The sequence below is a fragment of the Clostridium sp. DFI.5.61 genome (assembly GCF_024462915.1).
GTDB classification, from domain to species: domain Bacteria; phylum Bacillota; class Clostridia; order Oscillospirales; family Oscillospiraceae; genus Lawsonibacter; species Lawsonibacter asaccharolyticus.
In genome coordinates this window covers 89,105-103,659 of the sequence record NZ_JANGBZ010000003.1, presented here as the reverse complement: position 1 = coordinate 103,659, position 14,555 = coordinate 89,105, and the positions used below count along the sequence as shown (strand labels likewise).

The window sequence follows — 14,555 nt, the reverse complement described above, 5'->3', positions numbered from 1 at the left end:
GGAGCAGCGCATTATGGGAACCTATACCGATTTTACAGGTGCCATCCGCATTACCCCTTGTCTGAAAGAACCGTTGGCGGGAAGATTTCGTCAGTTTCTCGGCATCCGGCATATGAAGCGGGATGTCAAAATACTGGAAGCCCTTTTCCCAACATTGGAAGAGCGCAAAGCTGTCACGCTGTTTGGCGATGGAGATTTTGGAGAGGATGGTGCATTCTTCCTGCCCATCCATACGAGGGATCTCACGCGCCGCATCTGTTTGCACGAACGCTATGCGGAAGGGCTCACAGATGAGCGTGACATGAATATGACGCCCGGCCCCTGCCCGAGCCTTTATTGTGATCTGGAGCTTCGGAACGATCCTGACAACGGACACTCCTATCTTGGGTGGAATGAGGCTGAAAAAGCCTACTACATCACGGATTGGATCGGATACATTGCCGAGTGGCTCTCGAAGCTTGGCTATCACCTCGATGGCAAGATGTTCGCTGTGGTCGAGGGCGGCATGTCCTACTACACGATCACGGTGGATGGCGACAAAGTGACTTCTGAGGAATTCATTCCGGACGCAACCTATGTGGATGAATTCTACGCATGTGAAGAAAGTGAGGATACCTGAAAATGGAAGATAATCGCATTCAAAACCAGATCGCGATCTACATGACCAACAAGAAGCTCTGCGAGTTTACGGACAAGCTCAAGCCGGCACCGATCGAGTACTATGCTCATATGCATGCCCAGGGCGAGGAGCAGGCGGATGGTATCCGTGCCTACTCTTGCATTGGTGTTGTGCTGCAGGATTACTCCAACGGTACTGGCGACAAGACCGTTCGTGTCACAGCGAATCTCTCCCCTGGATTTTTCCCCTTCGTTCTCAGCAGAATGCAGAACGATCTGGATCGCTTCGACTTCACGGAAGATAAGATCTTCGGTGAGCCGGACGAGCATGGGCTGAGTACGGTGACAAAGCTCTCGGTCAAGCGTGCGTCGGTTGGAAACGATGGAAAGCCCAGAAATTATCCTTGGTGCGTCATCGTGGAAAATGGACGCGCTGTCAAAGAGAAAACCGCAACAGGCGGCACCCATATCAAGTCGGGCACCTACAAAAAGCAGCGCTCTGTGTATGTCAACATCAACGATCTGGACTTCTTCAATCTTGTCTACCGCACGACACGATTCATTGAGTCGTGGGAGTTGACTTACGGCCCGAAGCTGATTCGCGACGCCAGAAAGCTGCTGAGTGAGCAGCGCGCGGCGGCGCAGCAGTAAGGAGGTGCAGTAGGCATGAAGAGAAATTGCGAGTTTATCGACCTTGGCGAGTTTGAGATGACTTCTCCAGTCATGCGTGTCAGCGATCCCTGTTACGAGCGTGATGTATGGTGCTGTGGCACCGTTGACCATTGCAAGCTCGGAACTTGGGAGGCAGGCGTCCTGAAGACGGATGAAGGCGAATGGGGCACGCGCTGCGCTGTTCTCGCCGTCCGCCATAAGGATACCGGCCCTGATTTCAATGTGATCCGCTCGGGCAACGTGCGCAAAATGACGTGCAAATGTGTTGAGCAGCCATTTGAAGTCGGCGTTGATTCCGGACAGGCGGGGTTCTTTGATGATGCGTTCTATCAGAACGATACCATCTTTGAGGAGCAGCCCGCACCGAATTTCGCTACTGGGGATCTCTGGTATCGTCATGTGTGCGACATCACGCTTGGCAAGATGTTGGCCGGTGTGTTGCCTTATGGTGTGGTTTCGTCGTCCGGTTTCGGCGATGGCGGCTATGCCTGCTACACACATGCTGACAAAAGCGGCGAGATTGACTTCGCGTGCATTGTGTTTATCGAAGAATAACTGTTTTTTGCAAGGGAGTGCTTCGGCACTCCCTTGCGCCATGAAGGAGGTGCATAGTTTATGAATTCAGATTGGAATTTGTCTCTCGTCTTTCAACCAGGTGGATTCCCGCTACTATTGGCTCTTCAAAGAGCTCGAGTGTCGTGTGACAACGCTCCGAAAGCTCCTGGTCATGATATCCGCTTTGCCGGGTTTCATGTGCCGGCAGACGGAAGAGCAGGTCTTTGCGATGATAGTCAATTCTACAGCCTCTTGGTTTTCTGATGATGTGCTTGGAGATCAGCCAAAGGACTCCGCAGGCAACTGCACCTATTACCAGGAGAGTAATCCATACTGGGTCGATTATCAGCTTGCTATGGATCGCTTTACTCCGGATTACGACTACACGAATTTGGCGGCATTCTACGTCGATCTCGTGGAGTATCTCGTGATGGCGGTACGCCTGTACTTCTTCATTCGCGAGCAACAGTTTCGGTCGATCGACCGTGGCAAGTATGACGAGTTGGTCGGGATCCAGGCTGTTCTTCAGAAGCCAGCCTGAGAGGAAGCGTGAATCTGATGATGAATAGGAGGGCAAATGGCACATGACGGCCCAAGAGTATAATCATGTCTTTCTCCCGCGAATCAATAGAGCTGAGGAGTTCGTAGAGCTTTTTGAAAGCAGCATCGAGCACATGAGCGATACGCGGGTTGATAAGGATGAGGTCCGTAAACAATTCCGGATCCGAGGTTGGTCGGAAGAAACGAGGCAGGTGATCCTGACTGCACTTGAATACTACAAGTGCGCAGAAGGGCTTGCGAAGATAAGCGGTTAGGTGGTGAAAGGATATGAAGCCACTCACCCCCGAGCAGCAGGCTTTTGCTGAGGAGCATCATGGACTCCTTCTTGACTTCATGGCAAAGCACAGCCTTGGGGATGACTACTACGACCTCTTGGCTAATCGGTACCTGAAAGTGGTGGTACGATACCTGTCGGAGAAAGCGCTGCGTAAGTACAGCTTCTCCACGGTGGTTTGGTACCATCTGCGTTCAGAGCTATCGAACTATGCACGAGATCAAGTCGGAAAACCGCAGGAGATCCCAATCGAATTCTATTGTAAGATCCCTGCACCTGAAATTGCTCCGATTGATGATGGCCTCTGGCGCGTGGTCGAAGATAACCTCACCTATAAGCAATTTGAGGCGATCCAGTTCCGCAACCAGGGCTACACCAATCGTGAAATTGCAGACCTATGCGGAGTCGGTCGCAAAGCGATTGAAAAGCGCTTTGCCCGGATCCGCAAAATACTATCTGATTATAAGGAGAATTGAATTATGAGTCACTTTTCTGTTTGTGTTATTGTTCCTGACGATGGCGTTGTCAACAACATCCATGCCAATAATCTGGAAGACCACCTGATTCCTGTTCTGGCACCCTTCGATGAACAGACAGAGGAAGAGAAGTATCGCGAATTCGAAGATCGCACGGAAGAGGCAAAAGCCGACTTTGAGAATGACACCATGCGTGTCGTCCGGTTCCCGGATGGCAGCATCCACTCCATTTACGATGATGCCTTCAACAAGTTCTTCTTCGTTGAGGAAGACAAGATCTATGCGTTCGGCCCGAACCGGGACCGAAAGAGCAAACTCCAGACGGAGGAGTCCAAAGCGCTGGAGTTGGTGACAGATTACCCCGTCAAATCGTGGTATCCCTCATTCGAGGCTTATTGTGATGAACATCGCGGCTTTGTGAAGGCTTCAGATGGACGATGGGGCTACACTTGCAACCCCAACGCGAAATGGGACTGGTGGCAGATCGGCGGTAGATTCCCAAATCGATTCTTAGTTCCGGAAGGACTTCAAGACTGCATTCCTTCTGCGAAAGACGATGATGGCGAATCTGCTATCCCTCCTGATGGGTATCAGTATGCCGATGCCGCACGCAAGAAGGATATCTGTTGGGATGTCATGCGCAAGATCGCTGTCGATACGGTCGAGAAACGGTATCAGAAGTGTGTAAAAGCATTCGAGACCAAAGACCTTAGCGATTTCGGCCCTCTGTGCAGGATCCTTGATGAGGGCATTTCAGCCTGGGGCGAAATGCTGTATCTGAAAGGCGAAACTCTGGATGAGTATAAGGCACGGAAAGGCGCTACTGATTTGGATCGATACATGTTCCATACCTATGCATTTGTTGATCGCAATGGAGATTGGACCGGCTCCGGTGATATGGGCTGGTTTGGGATCTCCAGCAACGATAAGGACGAGCGAGCCTGGAACGATGAGATCCAGAAGCTCATGAATGAGGCGAAAGATGATGACTTCCTTGCCATCGTCGATTGCCATATCTGATTTTTGAAGAAGACCCGGAGACGAGAGTTGCAATAGCACCTCGCCTTCGGGCCTTCGCATTATGAATGAAGGAGGCTATTTAGAATGGCACTTACCTATGTGTGCTCGCCCCTCTCTGCCCCTACGCGGGCTGAGATCATGGTGAATGCCCAAAGAGCACGCACGTATATGACAATGTGTGAGCGGGAGTTCGGCTGCCGCGCAGTTGCCCCGCACGCTTATTTACCTTATCTGCTTGACGATTCCAATCCGGAAGAACGAGCACTTGCCCTATCTTTTGGCGCAAGCCTGCTTGCCCTGTGTGATCGCTTGGTCATCTATGGCGACCGCATCAGTAGTGGCATGAAGGAGGAAATCCGAAGATCGCGGGAATTGGGGATACCCATTCTCAATCGGCAAACGCAGTTGTCAGATGGTTCATCCGATCCTGTCATTGTTGGCCGGTACATCAACGGGATATCCCTGAATGGACTCGAGTACCTGAAGAATGACGCGGATGAAGTGATCTACTTTGCAGGTGTTGAAGCGGCAAAGGTGTACCTGCGTGAGCATGGTGTAACCGAAGACGAGATGGAAGATATGGTCTTCCGAAAGAGTGTCGGTACCTGCTTTCGCTGCGGAGATCCACTCTTCTTGAGTGACATTCCAGAATACACTTGTCAGTGCTTCCGCTGTGATGAAGACTTCTACTCCATCGAGCAAGATGTTGATTTATGATCAAAGAAAGGACGATACGTTTATGAGTATCAATCGTGGCGATATTTTCTATGTCAATCCGAGCGAAACGGTCGGATCCGAGCAGCGATCTGGTCGGCCGGCCATCATCGTCTCTAATCCGCTGTGTAATGAGCACAGCCCTGTTGTAGAAGTCGTGTACCTGACCTGCCAGTACAAAAAGCCTATGCCGACGCATGTGCGGATTGAAAGTGCCGGCAAGCGCTCGACCGCACTTTGCGAGCAGATCTCTTCCGTCGATGTCAGCCGTCTTGGTGACTTCAAAGGCCACCTGACAGACCGTGAGATGGCGCAGGTAGATGTAGCCCTCATGGCTTCTCTTGACCTGCACCCGATTCCGCGTCAGGCGAAAGTAAGACCTGTCGTGCCGGATGTGGATGATGCCGCATTGGCTCTCATTGCGCTGCGTTTTTTAGAGGGTTTCCTCCAGAAGCGCTGCGGTGTGACGGTTCAAGACAGGCTTTCGATTGACCTACTTGGTCAGAAGAATGACTGATGGAGGTGTACCGTGAAAGGCTTCTATGAGAAATTGCTGGACGGTAGGATCGTTGATCGACCGCCATGCAGTCGCTGCCTCCATCGCAACAAAATGACCGTGGAGGAACCTTGCTACAGCTGCATTGACCTCATGGATTTGAGCCTCCATCGACCGAACGTGGAAACGGAGTTCGCGAGCTTCACCCCTGCAACGGAGGTGGACCATGAAGAATGACGAATTGACTGTACGCACCCCATTGGGGGAGCTGGTAGTCAAGATCAAAGCGGATCCCGACTACCCTGGCATTTCTGTTGCTTTTTGTGGCAACGGTATGAACGATTGCTTCAATGAAGGATCGATCCGTCTTGCATGGATCGAATACTCTCCGGAGAAGCGTCGCCTTCAGGCCATCGTTTATGGTGACGGGGATGCAGATGACTACACACAGCTCATCGAGTTCAAGAACATTTTAGATCAGGACAAATGAAATATGGAGGTAAATGATGGGTACAGCAAAGCTGATGACGCCATTATTCTATGATGGCAACTATAATGTGGAAAAGAAGCGGATGAGAGCAGTTTTGGAGCGTGAGGTTTCCAACGGCACCGAGTCGTACCGCCTTTGGCGTAGCGATGGCAAGCCAGATCTTGAGTATCCGAGAGCCGCAAACGATTCCTACATTCTTCAGGTGGAGGTCAATGACCATCTGGTTCCCCTCTGCATGACGGACTATGCCCTGGTACATCACTGTGGGTTACTTCCCGCAACGATTGCCTTGTATGGTTCCGAAGAAGGCAGAGAGGAATATTTCAAACACCTGAGGGATTCCGGTGCCGCAGGCACAGGAGCTTTCACGGAAGCGATGGCACGCGAGACGGAAAAGATCATAGAGCTTGGTAATGATTCTGCTCGTCAGGCGGACTACATTAAGAGTGTTTTAGATCAGCATGTCGCCGCATTCCTTGATTCGAAAGAATGCGACGGCAAGAGTTTCCCCGACTTCGTTGGAGCACTCATTCTGATTCTAAAGGTCTGCTCGGAAACGGAGGAATGAGAGATGGAATACCATTGGTATGAGGATTATTGGGCGATGCCACGCAATCTGCCGAGAGGTCATGAATTCTTCATTGGTTATTATCAGACGCAGCGCGCGATCCATCATCATGTGGCATTCATCCACACGGATCAGTCCTGCTTCCTTTCAACACATCTCTTTGATCAGGGATATCGTATTTTTCTGCACTTCAAAAGTGGTACTGTAACAGAAGTTGGGCGCGGTGAAAACCCTGCGTTACCGGTGAGGATTATCCGCGAGAATATGAATTTGGAAGCACCACTCTTAGCTGGATTGCTCGGGAAACTGACCGAATGATTAGCGGAAGTATTTAGCCAACAAGGGTATTTTCCTTGTTTTGAAAGAGAAGCAAATTAACGAAATTGTCTTTATCTATTTCTACAAATTTAACACAAAGCAAAGGAAGTGGAGTACCTGGGGTGCTCCACTTCTTTTGTTGTTCAGAAGGAGCCTTGTCCGTATTATTGGACAAGGCTCCTGTTATGATGCGTACTGTAACAAAGGAACGTACTTTATAGGGGGAGAAAACATATGGATCTATTCGATTTTAACCACGATGGCGAAGTGAGCGACCTCGAGCGCATCATGGGACTTGCTGCAGTTCTCTCTGAAACCAATCCGGATGTAGAGATCTCTGTGACTGTGGACGAAGACGAGAACTATGAAAGCATGACTCACGATGAGCTGGAAGATCGTCTGGATGAACTTCGCACCCAGCGAGACACTTTGGAGTGCGAGGAACCAGATGATCTTGATAGTGAGGCATACGAAGAGTGGGAAGAACAATGCGAACAACTCGACGAGAAAATTGAGGAAATTGAAGACCTATTAGAAGGTTGAGGTGGTCATAGTGGCTGGTAGATATCGAAGGAATGGTGAGGCTGAAACACTTGGCTGTTTGGTTCAGTTACTGCTGCTACTCGTTGCCATGCCTTTTGTTGGTCTCTATCTTCTGATAAACCCCTATTCAATGTCAAAGGGTCTGGGACTTCTTCTGACTGTTTTTGGGGTTGCCATTTGGATCATTGTTTTTACGATGAAATGAAACCTATTCCAACAAATTTGAAAATACCGGAGGAAATAGAAATGAGAGCTTTGCTTAGAGATGCGCAGGATCAGACCCGCATCGCCCTTGAAGTGGAGGAAGTCGTGTACGACCCGAAGGACAACAAGCTTTTCCTTTACACCACCAGCGAGACCTGTTATGCGGTTTCAAAGGTAGTGAGAGCCAATGCAGATTCGATTATTGAAGAGCTTGTCATGAAAGGTTACAGCGACCTCACGCAGTTTGAGTCGGAACAGGACGAATAACTGGAAGGAGGTCTCTTCCCATGATCGTAATAACCTGTTTAGACCAGAAGAATGGCATGATGTTCAACCAGCGCAGGCAGAGCCAAGACAGCGTTCTCCGAGAGCATGTTGCTAAGTTGGTTGCCAATGTCCCTCTCTGGATGAATCACTACTCCGCAAGCCAGTTTGATACCGAGAGCATTCCGAACCTAAACATAGACGACGCCTTCCTTCAGGAAGCTGCTCAAGGTGAATACTGCTTCGTGGAAGATGCTCCGCTTGCATCATTTGAGAAGTGGATCGAGAGAATCGTCATTTTTAGATGGAATCGCACCTATCCCGCTGATCGGTATTTCGATTTGCAGCTGGGATCTGGCCAATGGCATTTGGTTGGCACGTCTGAGTTTGCGGGGCATTCTCACGACCTGATCACAATGGAGGTTTATGAAAGATGAGAAGACGAACGATCTCCGTCTTCCTATCGCTCATGCTCTGCCTATCGTTGTTGTCTGCCTGCGGAACCACGACAGATGTGCCGATAAACGGTTCGAACCGTGATATCGCATTTGAGGAAACGCAGCAAGAAGAGTCGGCCGAGGGCTCGGATTCTACCACAAGTGAGAATGGAGAATCCGCCTCAGATCCGGAGTCAGGAAAGGATGACTCGGTATCTGACAAAGCGCAGCCGTCTCAGCCAGAGCAGAACGCAAATGAAAATAGTCTGAGTGCTGAAGCACCCGCCTTCTCGCTCAGCTCAATCGCTGAATACACGGATAAGCCCTATGTTGCGGTAAATGGAAATGTGCCGTATTTCACCGAGAGTGAGTTGACGGATCAATCCTATGAGTACTACAGCGATCTCGACGCACTTGGACGTTGCGGCACCGCATGCGCAAGTATTGGACAAGATCTGATGCCAACAGAGTCGCGAGGTTCCATCGGCATGGTTAAGCCCTCTGGATGGCATACCGTGCGCTATGATGATCTGGTCGATGGGAAGTATCTCTACAACCGTTGCCACCTCATTGGCTACCAGCTGACTGGCGAAAACGCCAATACAAAGAACCTGATTACCGGCACCAGATACCTGAACATTGAGGGCATGCTGCCATTCGAAAATATGGTTGCGGACTATGTGAAGGAAAACGGCAACCATGTCATGTACCGTGTAACGCCTATTTTTGAGGGAGATAATCTTCTGGCCAACGGCGTTCTGATGGAAGGATATTCTGTGGAAGACAAGGGTGCCGGGGTTTCCTACTGCGTCTTTGCCTACAATGTCCAGCCGGGCATTGAGATTGACTATGCCACAGGCGAGAGCAAGCTGGCAGATGGTGCTCAGCAGGAGGAGCAGAAGACGGCTACGGTAACTCCCGCACCTTCCCCAGAGCCTGAAAAGCAGGAGCCAGTGACCGGAAGTGAGGCGTCGCAGGCAGATTATATCCTTAATACCAACACGAAGAAGTTCCACTATCCCACCTGTTCCAGCGTGAACGATATGAAGGAAAAGAACAAGCAGGAGTTCTTCGGCACCCGCGATGAGACCATTGCACTGGGGTATTCTCCCTGTGGCCGTTGCAAGCCTTGACTGGTCGGCCAAGTAGGAAATCTTATTTCTTGTTAAGTGTGGTGAAACGATTGTGGAACACTTGAGGGACTATTCGATTGATTACATCAGAACACGCTGTTTGGATGTAATCAACAATCAATGCAAAACCGTGAGTCAGCAAGCCAGAGAGAGAATGGCCTGTCAGTGTCCTTGTTCTGAGCAGAAACACTGCTGCGTTTTCTCCGATACTGCGATAATGATTGCTCAAGAAACAGGCTGTGAGGATGATTGGCAGGAATAATTAAACGAGTTCTCGGAATGTGACAGAATCGGCAGACTGTGATATGATGAGGTTGCTGCTTCAAGCAGCTAGACCAATTTGATAAGCGAGGTAACCTAAATTGAATTTGAAAGAAGTAAGCGAACTGCGTCGCCGTTTTCGTATGGATCGGAATGCTATCAGCCGTATCTATGGCTGTTTTGTCAATAGCAGCCGGGAAATCGTTTCATACATCGATGAATCCATGGGGATTCTCCCGCAGGACGAAGCTGAGAAGTACTTGAACCTGCTGAAGAAGGCTCTTTCCGGCAAAATTGGGAAGAACCTGATCGATATTATCTTCTCCACGGAGCAGGTAGCTGACAGTGATGAGCATCGCCTTCTCATGGCACTGCGCGACTCGGAACTGAAAGATGGTGAGATCCGTGAGGAGTTCTATCAGAAAATCATCAACTCTCTTGACCTTGGGGACAGCAACTACCTGATCCTCCTGGCATATGACACATACGATGTCCCCCATAAGAATAAAAACGACGAGATGGATGCAGATGCATCCGATGCCGTATTCTCCTATGTTGTTTGCTGCGCCTGTCCTGTGAAGGAGCGCAAAGCGGAGTTGGGCTTCTTCCCTGGAGACAATGAGTTCCACAGCTGTGCCGGTCAGATCGTTGCCGCACCGGAACTGGGATTCTTGTTCCCCGCCTTTGATGATCGTGCGGCAAATATCTACAATGCCTTGTTCTATTCCAGAAAGGCAGATGAGATCCACCAGGAAGTCATCGACAGCGTATTTCATACCACAGCTCCCATGTCTGCCGCTGAGCAAAAGGAAGCATTCCAGAATGCTCTCAGCGAAGCTTTGGGTGATGCCTGTAATATGGAACTGGTCCAGTCTATCCATGACAGACTCCGCGACCAGATTGAACAGCATAAGGAGAGCCATGATCCCGAACCGCTGGAACTCTCCGTCAGTGATGCGGCAGAAATCCTGCGCGATAACGGTGTGGAAGAGGAACAGATCCTTGCGTTCCGTGATAGTTGCGTCACCCAGTTCGGTGATGGAGCAACACTGAACCCGGCCAATCTGATTGATAGCAGCCGCTTTGAAGTTAAGACCGCCGATGCGACAATTTCGGTCGATCCGGAGCATAGCTACTTGGTTGAGGCAAGGATCATTGATGGCCGGAAGTACTTGCTCATTCCCGCAGACGAGGATATTGAAGTCAATGGGTTTGGGGTTCGTGTCAAAGGCGAGTAAACGAAGACAGACTACGGAGGAATAAAGATGGAGTATAACAAACTGATCGCAGAGATGTCCCTTTCGGATGAGGTGGAGGGCTTCTATGTTTTGAAAGCTGCATATCCCAAGACAACCGCAACCGGCAAGCCGTTTTTGAGCGCCTCTCTGTCGGACCGATCCGGCTCCATCGAAATAAAAGTATGGGACTATTCTGGCCCCATCTCCTCTGCAGATGAAGGCAATGTTGTGAAGATCCGTGGCACTGTCTCCGAGTTCAGAGGCACCCCGCAGATTACTGTCGATCGGATCCGTTTGGCTGACGACAATGATACTTACGACCTGTCCGCCTTGGTCCCGGTGGCTCCCATTGATGTGGACACTACGATGGCAGAAGTGGAGAGACTGATCAGTTCGATTACGGATGCTGATTACAGGAAGATCTGCAGCACGATGATGGCCCGCCATAAGGAGTCTCTGAAGACGATCCCGGCTGCTAAAAGCGTCCACCACGGCTTTGTCTCCGGACTTCTGATGCATACTGCGACCATGATGAAAACGGCTGATTTCCTGTCGGGCGTTCACGGGGATATCATCGATCGCAGCCTGCTACTTGCCGGCACGTTCTTGCATGACTTCGCCAAAGAGAGCGAGTTTACCTTCTCTCAGCTCGGTCTGGTCACGGAATACTCGGTGAAGGGACAACTCCTTGGGCACCTTGTGATGGGCGCACAGGAAGTTTCCAACGTAGCTGCAGAACTTGGTATCCCTGAGGACAAGTCCGTTTTGCTGCAGCACATGATTCTTTCCCATCACGGAGAGCCAGAATTCGGCGCTGCAGTGAAGCCCATCTGTGCGGAGAGCGAGCTGCTCTCCCAGATCGATATGCTTGACAGCCGGATGGAAATCTACCGCGAGACCTTGGCCGGTCTCCAGGTGGGAGAGGTGAGCAGTCGCATCTTCGCGCTGGACAAAAGAGTGTTCAAGCCTCATGAACTGAATGGGTGACGGATATGGCTATTGGAGAGAAATATGCTCCACTTGGAAATTGGCTGAAGGAACACGGAGGAGACTCTGTTAAGCTTACTTTCGATGAGTTGAACCAGATCATCCCAATCCCTAACCACGCATATAAGAACAGACCATCCTGGGCAAATCTCTCAAACCCTGCATCCTTTTGCTCCAGCTGGATCAGTGCGGGATATGTCGTGGATTCCATTAGTTTAGAGGAACAATGGGTCGTATTCAGGAAAGGCGAAGTACAGGGCCACACGCACCATAGTAAGCCGCCCTATCGTGTTGTGGATCAGAAAAAACTTGCTGAAGCCATTCAAGCCGGATACGAGTGCTATGACAGTATGAAGGATGATCCACATCACCGGTATCTCTCTTGGGAGTACTGCCATGAAGCGTTTCGGCTGAATAGGCGCCCGCAGATTGACGCCACGATCGACTATCTCTGCCTGCACTTGGCTTGGTATTTGGCCAGTTGGGGTATGCTTCGAAACTCTTTCCTCATGCAGAGGGATTACAAGATCCATGCGGATGTTGTCCGTTTGATTTATCAGCCGGAGTGGGATGATCTCTGGGACCTTTCTCCCGAGAAACTCTCGCAGGAGTATTATGCTGACCGCATCATGAAACTTAGCGAGAGCATTACAGAAGCTTATGTGGCGTCCGGTGCCGGCATCCCAACGGATACCTTGCTTACCAAGATCTTGCTGGGTACTGTGGGCTGCGTACCCGCCTATGATCGGTATTTCAAAAAGGCTCTTGCTGATACCGGTGCAGCACCCCAAGTATTCAGTGCGAAATCCATCCGAACCCTTGGCAACCTGTATCTTGACCATGAGGATGAGTTTGAAAAGCTCCGGAAACATTGCGGCAGCCGAATTGAGTATCCGGCAGCCAAAATCCTGGACATGTGCTTTTTTGAGTATGGCTTCCAGAGAGACGCGAGCAGCCAAGAAGACAGCGATTAGATTATTCTGTGAGGAGGGATCACTTTGGAATATGCTTTGACAGCGGATCATCACCGCGTTCATGCATTCGATGCGGAGAAGGGGCAAGAGTATTACTGTCCTGTGTGCGGCAACCAGGTGATTCCTCGCCAGGGCGAAGTCAATTCGTGGCACTTCGCTCATGTGACCTCGTGTATGGATGACTGGAAATACGATATGTCTGAATGGCACCGAGGATGGCAATCGCGTTTTCCCGAAAATGATCGTGAGATTGTCGTGGAACACAGGGGCGAATGCCATCGTGCAGACATCTTGATGGGCGGCTATGTCATTGAGTTTCAGCACAGTCCGATTTCTGCCGGTGAATTTGAACTGCGCAATAAGTTCTACACGAGGGCCGGCTATAAGGCGATTTGGGTGTTCGATGAGACCTACGCCTTTGGGAATGAGTATATCTCCAGCAGCCTGGATGATGAGAACAAGTTTGTGTGGAAGTGGCCGAATCGCGCGCTCGCTTCAGTTGTTCCTCAGCGATCCACAGATATAGCAGTCGTTCTGCAGCTCACCGAAGACCATGATGACGACGGTTGCGAATGGCTCGTGAAGGTGGAGTGGGCGATCGTAGACGATGACGGGTATGCCGACTATCGCCGATTCTTCATTGATGATGGTTTTGCGCCAGATCTTTTTACTGAAGACGGCCTACAAAACATTCTGTTGAGCAAGCGGAAGCGGTTTGATGCCTTCCTCCGTGATAACCAACCCTATGCGCCGAAGTGCAGCCGAATCAAGGGTAATCCACGGGACTGGTACATATGCCCGAAAACGCACGATTGGCATAACAACCAATGCCGGGAATGTCAGAACAATTTAATCAACGAGTTCCGGACAGGAACGGATTATAGGCAAGGAGGTTTGTTCTTCTACTGTGCTTATCCTCGCATTATCCATGAAGCGGATAAGTATGGAGAGGTGCATCTCCCATCCATTCGATTTTAAGGAGGACTCCGACATGAAAAAGGAATATGACACCAGCGTGAAAGAGGCCATTGAACGAGTCATGAGCGTATTCTCCGAGTACATCAAAACAACTCCATACTTCGATATTGTATGGTCTGGTAAGGTCGGGTATATCTACATCAGCATCGATAGTTGCCGTGGTACTGTCGGCGACATGGACTGCCTTGTAATTGATAGCCCCGAAGAGCTTCTGGATAAGCTGCTGTATGAAATGGCAGTGGATATCATGGAGGAAGGTGGGCACGACCTAAACCCGGTAGAAGCGTCAGCATTGGAGCGTGCTGAGGTAGCACGGCGCCTTAATGTCTATCTGGAGCAGTTGCCTGAATACCAAGACCGTATCAGTTTTGTATTCGAACGCAAGTGATCTTCAAAGATAATCTCGGTAGAATATAGCGAGGTGCATATGGCAAAGAACATCAAAAAGCGTTCAGCGAGTCATATCTATTTCGGCGTCAATTAGCTAACCGGCGAGTTGAAACATATCTCCGAAGTGCCCAGCGGTCAAAAGTGCAACTGCATCTGTGCAGCTTGTCTGCAACCATTTGAGGCACGAAAAGGAACGCGGCGGCGCCACCACTTTGCTCATGTTTCAAATTACGAGTGTATGTATGCAAGCGAGGTGGCCATCTATAAGGCGTTTGCCGAAGCGTTGAAGCAGAGTGGCTTTTTGACGTTGCCCCCAGTGATGTTGCGGTTCCCAGCATGGCATGATCCAGAACTTTTGCAGGAAGCACGAAGATTGACTCTGTC

General features: G+C 50.2%; 21 protein-coding genes. All 21 read left to right on the top strand.

All coding sequences use genetic code 11. The features are described 5' to 3' along the window. Positions 1-13: 13 nt before the first annotated feature. The 21 genes from NE584_RS03060 to NE584_RS02960 all read left to right on the top strand — a co-directional run bounded on the left by NE584_RS03060 (position 14) and on the right by NE584_RS02960 (position 14,169). Positions 14-619 (top strand): hypothetical protein, encoded by a 606-nt coding sequence (locus NE584_RS03060; RefSeq protein WP_238073890.1) that lies wholly within the window; start codon positions 14-16, stop codon positions 617-619. Positions 620-621: 2 nt separating this feature from the next. After that, the gene (locus NE584_RS03055; protein ID WP_118625536.1) at positions 622-1,269 is read left to right on the top strand and encodes a hypothetical protein; all 648 of its coding nucleotides are present in this window, start codon (positions 622-624) and stop codon (positions 1,267-1,269) included. A gap of 15 nt (positions 1,270-1,284) precedes the next feature. Next, on the top strand, positions 1,285-1,845 hold the full coding sequence (locus NE584_RS03050) for a DUF4241 domain-containing protein (protein ID WP_238073888.1): 561 nt from the start codon (positions 1,285-1,287) through the stop codon (positions 1,843-1,845). 145 nt (positions 1,846-1,990) lie between these two features. Continuing rightward, positions 1,991-2,386, top strand: coding sequence for a hypothetical protein (locus NE584_RS03045; RefSeq protein ID WP_256181729.1), 396 nt, complete (start codon positions 1,991-1,993; stop codon positions 2,384-2,386). Between the two features lie 43 nt (positions 2,387-2,429). Continuing rightward, positions 2,430-2,660: a hypothetical protein gene (locus NE584_RS03040; RefSeq protein WP_256181728.1), complete on the top strand. Its 231-nt coding sequence runs from the start codon at positions 2,430-2,432 to the stop codon at positions 2,658-2,660. A 13-nt stretch (positions 2,661-2,673) separates the two neighbouring features. Beyond that, complete coding sequence (locus NE584_RS03035; protein WP_256181727.1) at positions 2,674-3,156, top strand: hypothetical protein; 483 nt, start codon at positions 2,674-2,676, stop codon at positions 3,154-3,156. A 3-nt stretch (positions 3,157-3,159) separates the two neighbouring features. Beyond that, entirely contained in the window at positions 3,160-4,176 is a 1,017-nt protein-coding gene (locus NE584_RS03030; RefSeq protein WP_238073884.1) for a hypothetical protein, read from the top strand. Between the two features lie 84 nt (positions 4,177-4,260). After that, positions 4,261-4,893, top strand: a complete 633-nt coding sequence (locus tag NE584_RS03025; protein WP_238073883.1) for a hypothetical protein — start codon at positions 4,261-4,263, stop codon at positions 4,891-4,893. Between the two features lie 22 nt (positions 4,894-4,915). Continuing rightward, positions 4,916-5,407 carry a type II toxin-antitoxin system PemK/MazF family toxin gene (locus NE584_RS03020; protein WP_256181725.1) on the top strand — a complete coding sequence of 164 codons (492 nt, stop codon included), beginning with the start codon at positions 4,916-4,918 and terminating at the stop codon, positions 5,405-5,407. 205 nt (positions 5,408-5,612) lie between these two features. Further along, a complete protein-coding gene (locus NE584_RS03015; protein ID WP_256181724.1) occupies positions 5,613-5,876 on the top strand; it encodes a hypothetical protein in 264 nt (87 codons plus the stop codon). 16 nt (positions 5,877-5,892) lie between these two features. Beyond that, positions 5,893-6,444, top strand: coding sequence for a hypothetical protein (locus NE584_RS03010; protein WP_256181723.1), 552 nt, complete (start codon positions 5,893-5,895; stop codon positions 6,442-6,444). A 3-nt stretch (positions 6,445-6,447) separates the two neighbouring features. Next, on the top strand, positions 6,448-6,762 hold the full coding sequence (locus tag NE584_RS03005; RefSeq protein WP_118625560.1) for a hypothetical protein: 315 nt from the start codon (positions 6,448-6,450) through the stop codon (positions 6,760-6,762). Between the two features lie 234 nt (positions 6,763-6,996). Continuing rightward, positions 6,997-7,305 (top strand): hypothetical protein, encoded by a 309-nt coding sequence (locus NE584_RS03000; RefSeq protein ID WP_256181722.1) that lies wholly within the window; start codon positions 6,997-6,999, stop codon positions 7,303-7,305. A gap of 246 nt (positions 7,306-7,551) precedes the next feature. Next, positions 7,552-7,776 carry a hypothetical protein gene (locus NE584_RS02995; RefSeq protein WP_215688752.1) on the top strand — a complete coding sequence of 75 codons (225 nt, stop codon included), beginning with the start codon at positions 7,552-7,554 and terminating at the stop codon, positions 7,774-7,776. A 20-nt stretch (positions 7,777-7,796) separates the two neighbouring features. Beyond that, positions 7,797-8,210 (top strand): ribonuclease Z, encoded by a 414-nt coding sequence (locus NE584_RS02990; RefSeq protein ID WP_256181721.1) that lies wholly within the window; start codon positions 7,797-7,799, stop codon positions 8,208-8,210. After that, on the top strand, positions 8,207-9,343 hold the full coding sequence (locus NE584_RS02985) for a DNA/RNA non-specific endonuclease (RefSeq protein WP_256181720.1): 1,137 nt from the start codon (positions 8,207-8,209) through the stop codon (positions 9,341-9,343). The genes NE584_RS02990 and NE584_RS02985 overlap by 4 nt, the downstream gene beginning before the upstream one ends. Positions 9,344-9,705: 362 nt before the next feature. Beyond that, complete coding sequence (locus NE584_RS02980) at positions 9,706-10,842, top strand: DUF4317 domain-containing protein (protein ID WP_256181719.1); 1,137 nt, start codon at positions 9,706-9,708, stop codon at positions 10,840-10,842. Between the two features lie 27 nt (positions 10,843-10,869). Beyond that, positions 10,870-11,829 carry a 3'-5' exoribonuclease YhaM family protein gene (locus NE584_RS02975; protein ID WP_256181718.1) on the top strand — a complete coding sequence of 320 codons (960 nt, stop codon included), beginning with the start codon at positions 10,870-10,872 and terminating at the stop codon, positions 11,827-11,829. Between the two features lie 5 nt (positions 11,830-11,834). Continuing rightward, a complete protein-coding gene (locus NE584_RS02970; protein WP_256181717.1) occupies positions 11,835-12,803 on the top strand; it encodes a hypothetical protein in 969 nt (322 codons plus the stop codon). A 24-nt stretch (positions 12,804-12,827) separates the two neighbouring features. Then, positions 12,828-13,781 carry a competence protein CoiA gene (locus tag NE584_RS02965; protein ID WP_256181716.1) on the top strand — a complete coding sequence of 318 codons (954 nt, stop codon included), beginning with the start codon at positions 12,828-12,830 and terminating at the stop codon, positions 13,779-13,781. 13 nt (positions 13,782-13,794) lie between these two features. Continuing rightward, entirely contained in the window at positions 13,795-14,169 is a 375-nt protein-coding gene (locus NE584_RS02960) for a hypothetical protein (RefSeq protein WP_118625572.1), read from the top strand. Positions 14,170-14,555 lie beyond the last annotated feature (386 nt).

Excerpts from the sequence above, each read along its gene's own strand:
- NE584_RS03060 (WP_238073890.1), top strand. The coding sequence starts at position 14 with ATGGGAACCTATACCGATTTTACAGGTGCCATCCGCATTACCCCTTGT.
- NE584_RS03055 (WP_118625536.1), top strand. The coding sequence starts at position 622 with ATGGAAGATAATCGCATTCAAAACCAGATCGCGATCTACATGACCAAC.
- NE584_RS03050 (WP_238073888.1), top strand. The coding sequence starts at position 1,285 with ATGAAGAGAAATTGCGAGTTTATCGACCTTGGCGAGTTTGAGATGACT.
- NE584_RS03040 (WP_256181728.1), top strand. The coding sequence starts at position 2,430 with ATGACGGCCCAAGAGTATAATCATGTCTTTCTCCCGCGAATCAATAGA.
- NE584_RS03035 (WP_256181727.1), top strand. The coding sequence starts at position 2,674 with ATGAAGCCACTCACCCCCGAGCAGCAGGCTTTTGCTGAGGAGCATCAT.
- NE584_RS03030 (WP_238073884.1), top strand. The coding sequence starts at position 3,160 with ATGAGTCACTTTTCTGTTTGTGTTATTGTTCCTGACGATGGCGTTGTC.
- NE584_RS03025 (WP_238073883.1), top strand. The coding sequence starts at position 4,261 with ATGGCACTTACCTATGTGTGCTCGCCCCTCTCTGCCCCTACGCGGGCT.
- NE584_RS03020 (WP_256181725.1), top strand. The coding sequence starts at position 4,916 with ATGAGTATCAATCGTGGCGATATTTTCTATGTCAATCCGAGCGAAACG.
- NE584_RS03015 (WP_256181724.1), top strand. The coding sequence starts at position 5,613 with ATGAAGAATGACGAATTGACTGTACGCACCCCATTGGGGGAGCTGGTA.
- NE584_RS03010 (WP_256181723.1), top strand. The coding sequence starts at position 5,893 with ATGGGTACAGCAAAGCTGATGACGCCATTATTCTATGATGGCAACTAT.
- NE584_RS03005 (WP_118625560.1), top strand. The coding sequence starts at position 6,448 with ATGGAATACCATTGGTATGAGGATTATTGGGCGATGCCACGCAATCTG.
- NE584_RS03000 (WP_256181722.1), top strand. The coding sequence starts at position 6,997 with ATGGATCTATTCGATTTTAACCACGATGGCGAAGTGAGCGACCTCGAG.
- NE584_RS02995 (WP_215688752.1), top strand. The coding sequence starts at position 7,552 with ATGAGAGCTTTGCTTAGAGATGCGCAGGATCAGACCCGCATCGCCCTT.
- NE584_RS02990 (WP_256181721.1), top strand. The coding sequence starts at position 7,797 with ATGATCGTAATAACCTGTTTAGACCAGAAGAATGGCATGATGTTCAAC.
- NE584_RS02985 (WP_256181720.1), top strand. The coding sequence starts at position 8,207 with ATGAGAAGACGAACGATCTCCGTCTTCCTATCGCTCATGCTCTGCCTA.
- NE584_RS02975 (WP_256181718.1), top strand. The coding sequence starts at position 10,870 with ATGGAGTATAACAAACTGATCGCAGAGATGTCCCTTTCGGATGAGGTG.
- NE584_RS02970 (WP_256181717.1), top strand. The coding sequence starts at position 11,835 with ATGGCTATTGGAGAGAAATATGCTCCACTTGGAAATTGGCTGAAGGAA.
- NE584_RS02960 (WP_118625572.1), top strand. The coding sequence starts at position 13,795 with ATGAAAAAGGAATATGACACCAGCGTGAAAGAGGCCATTGAACGAGTC.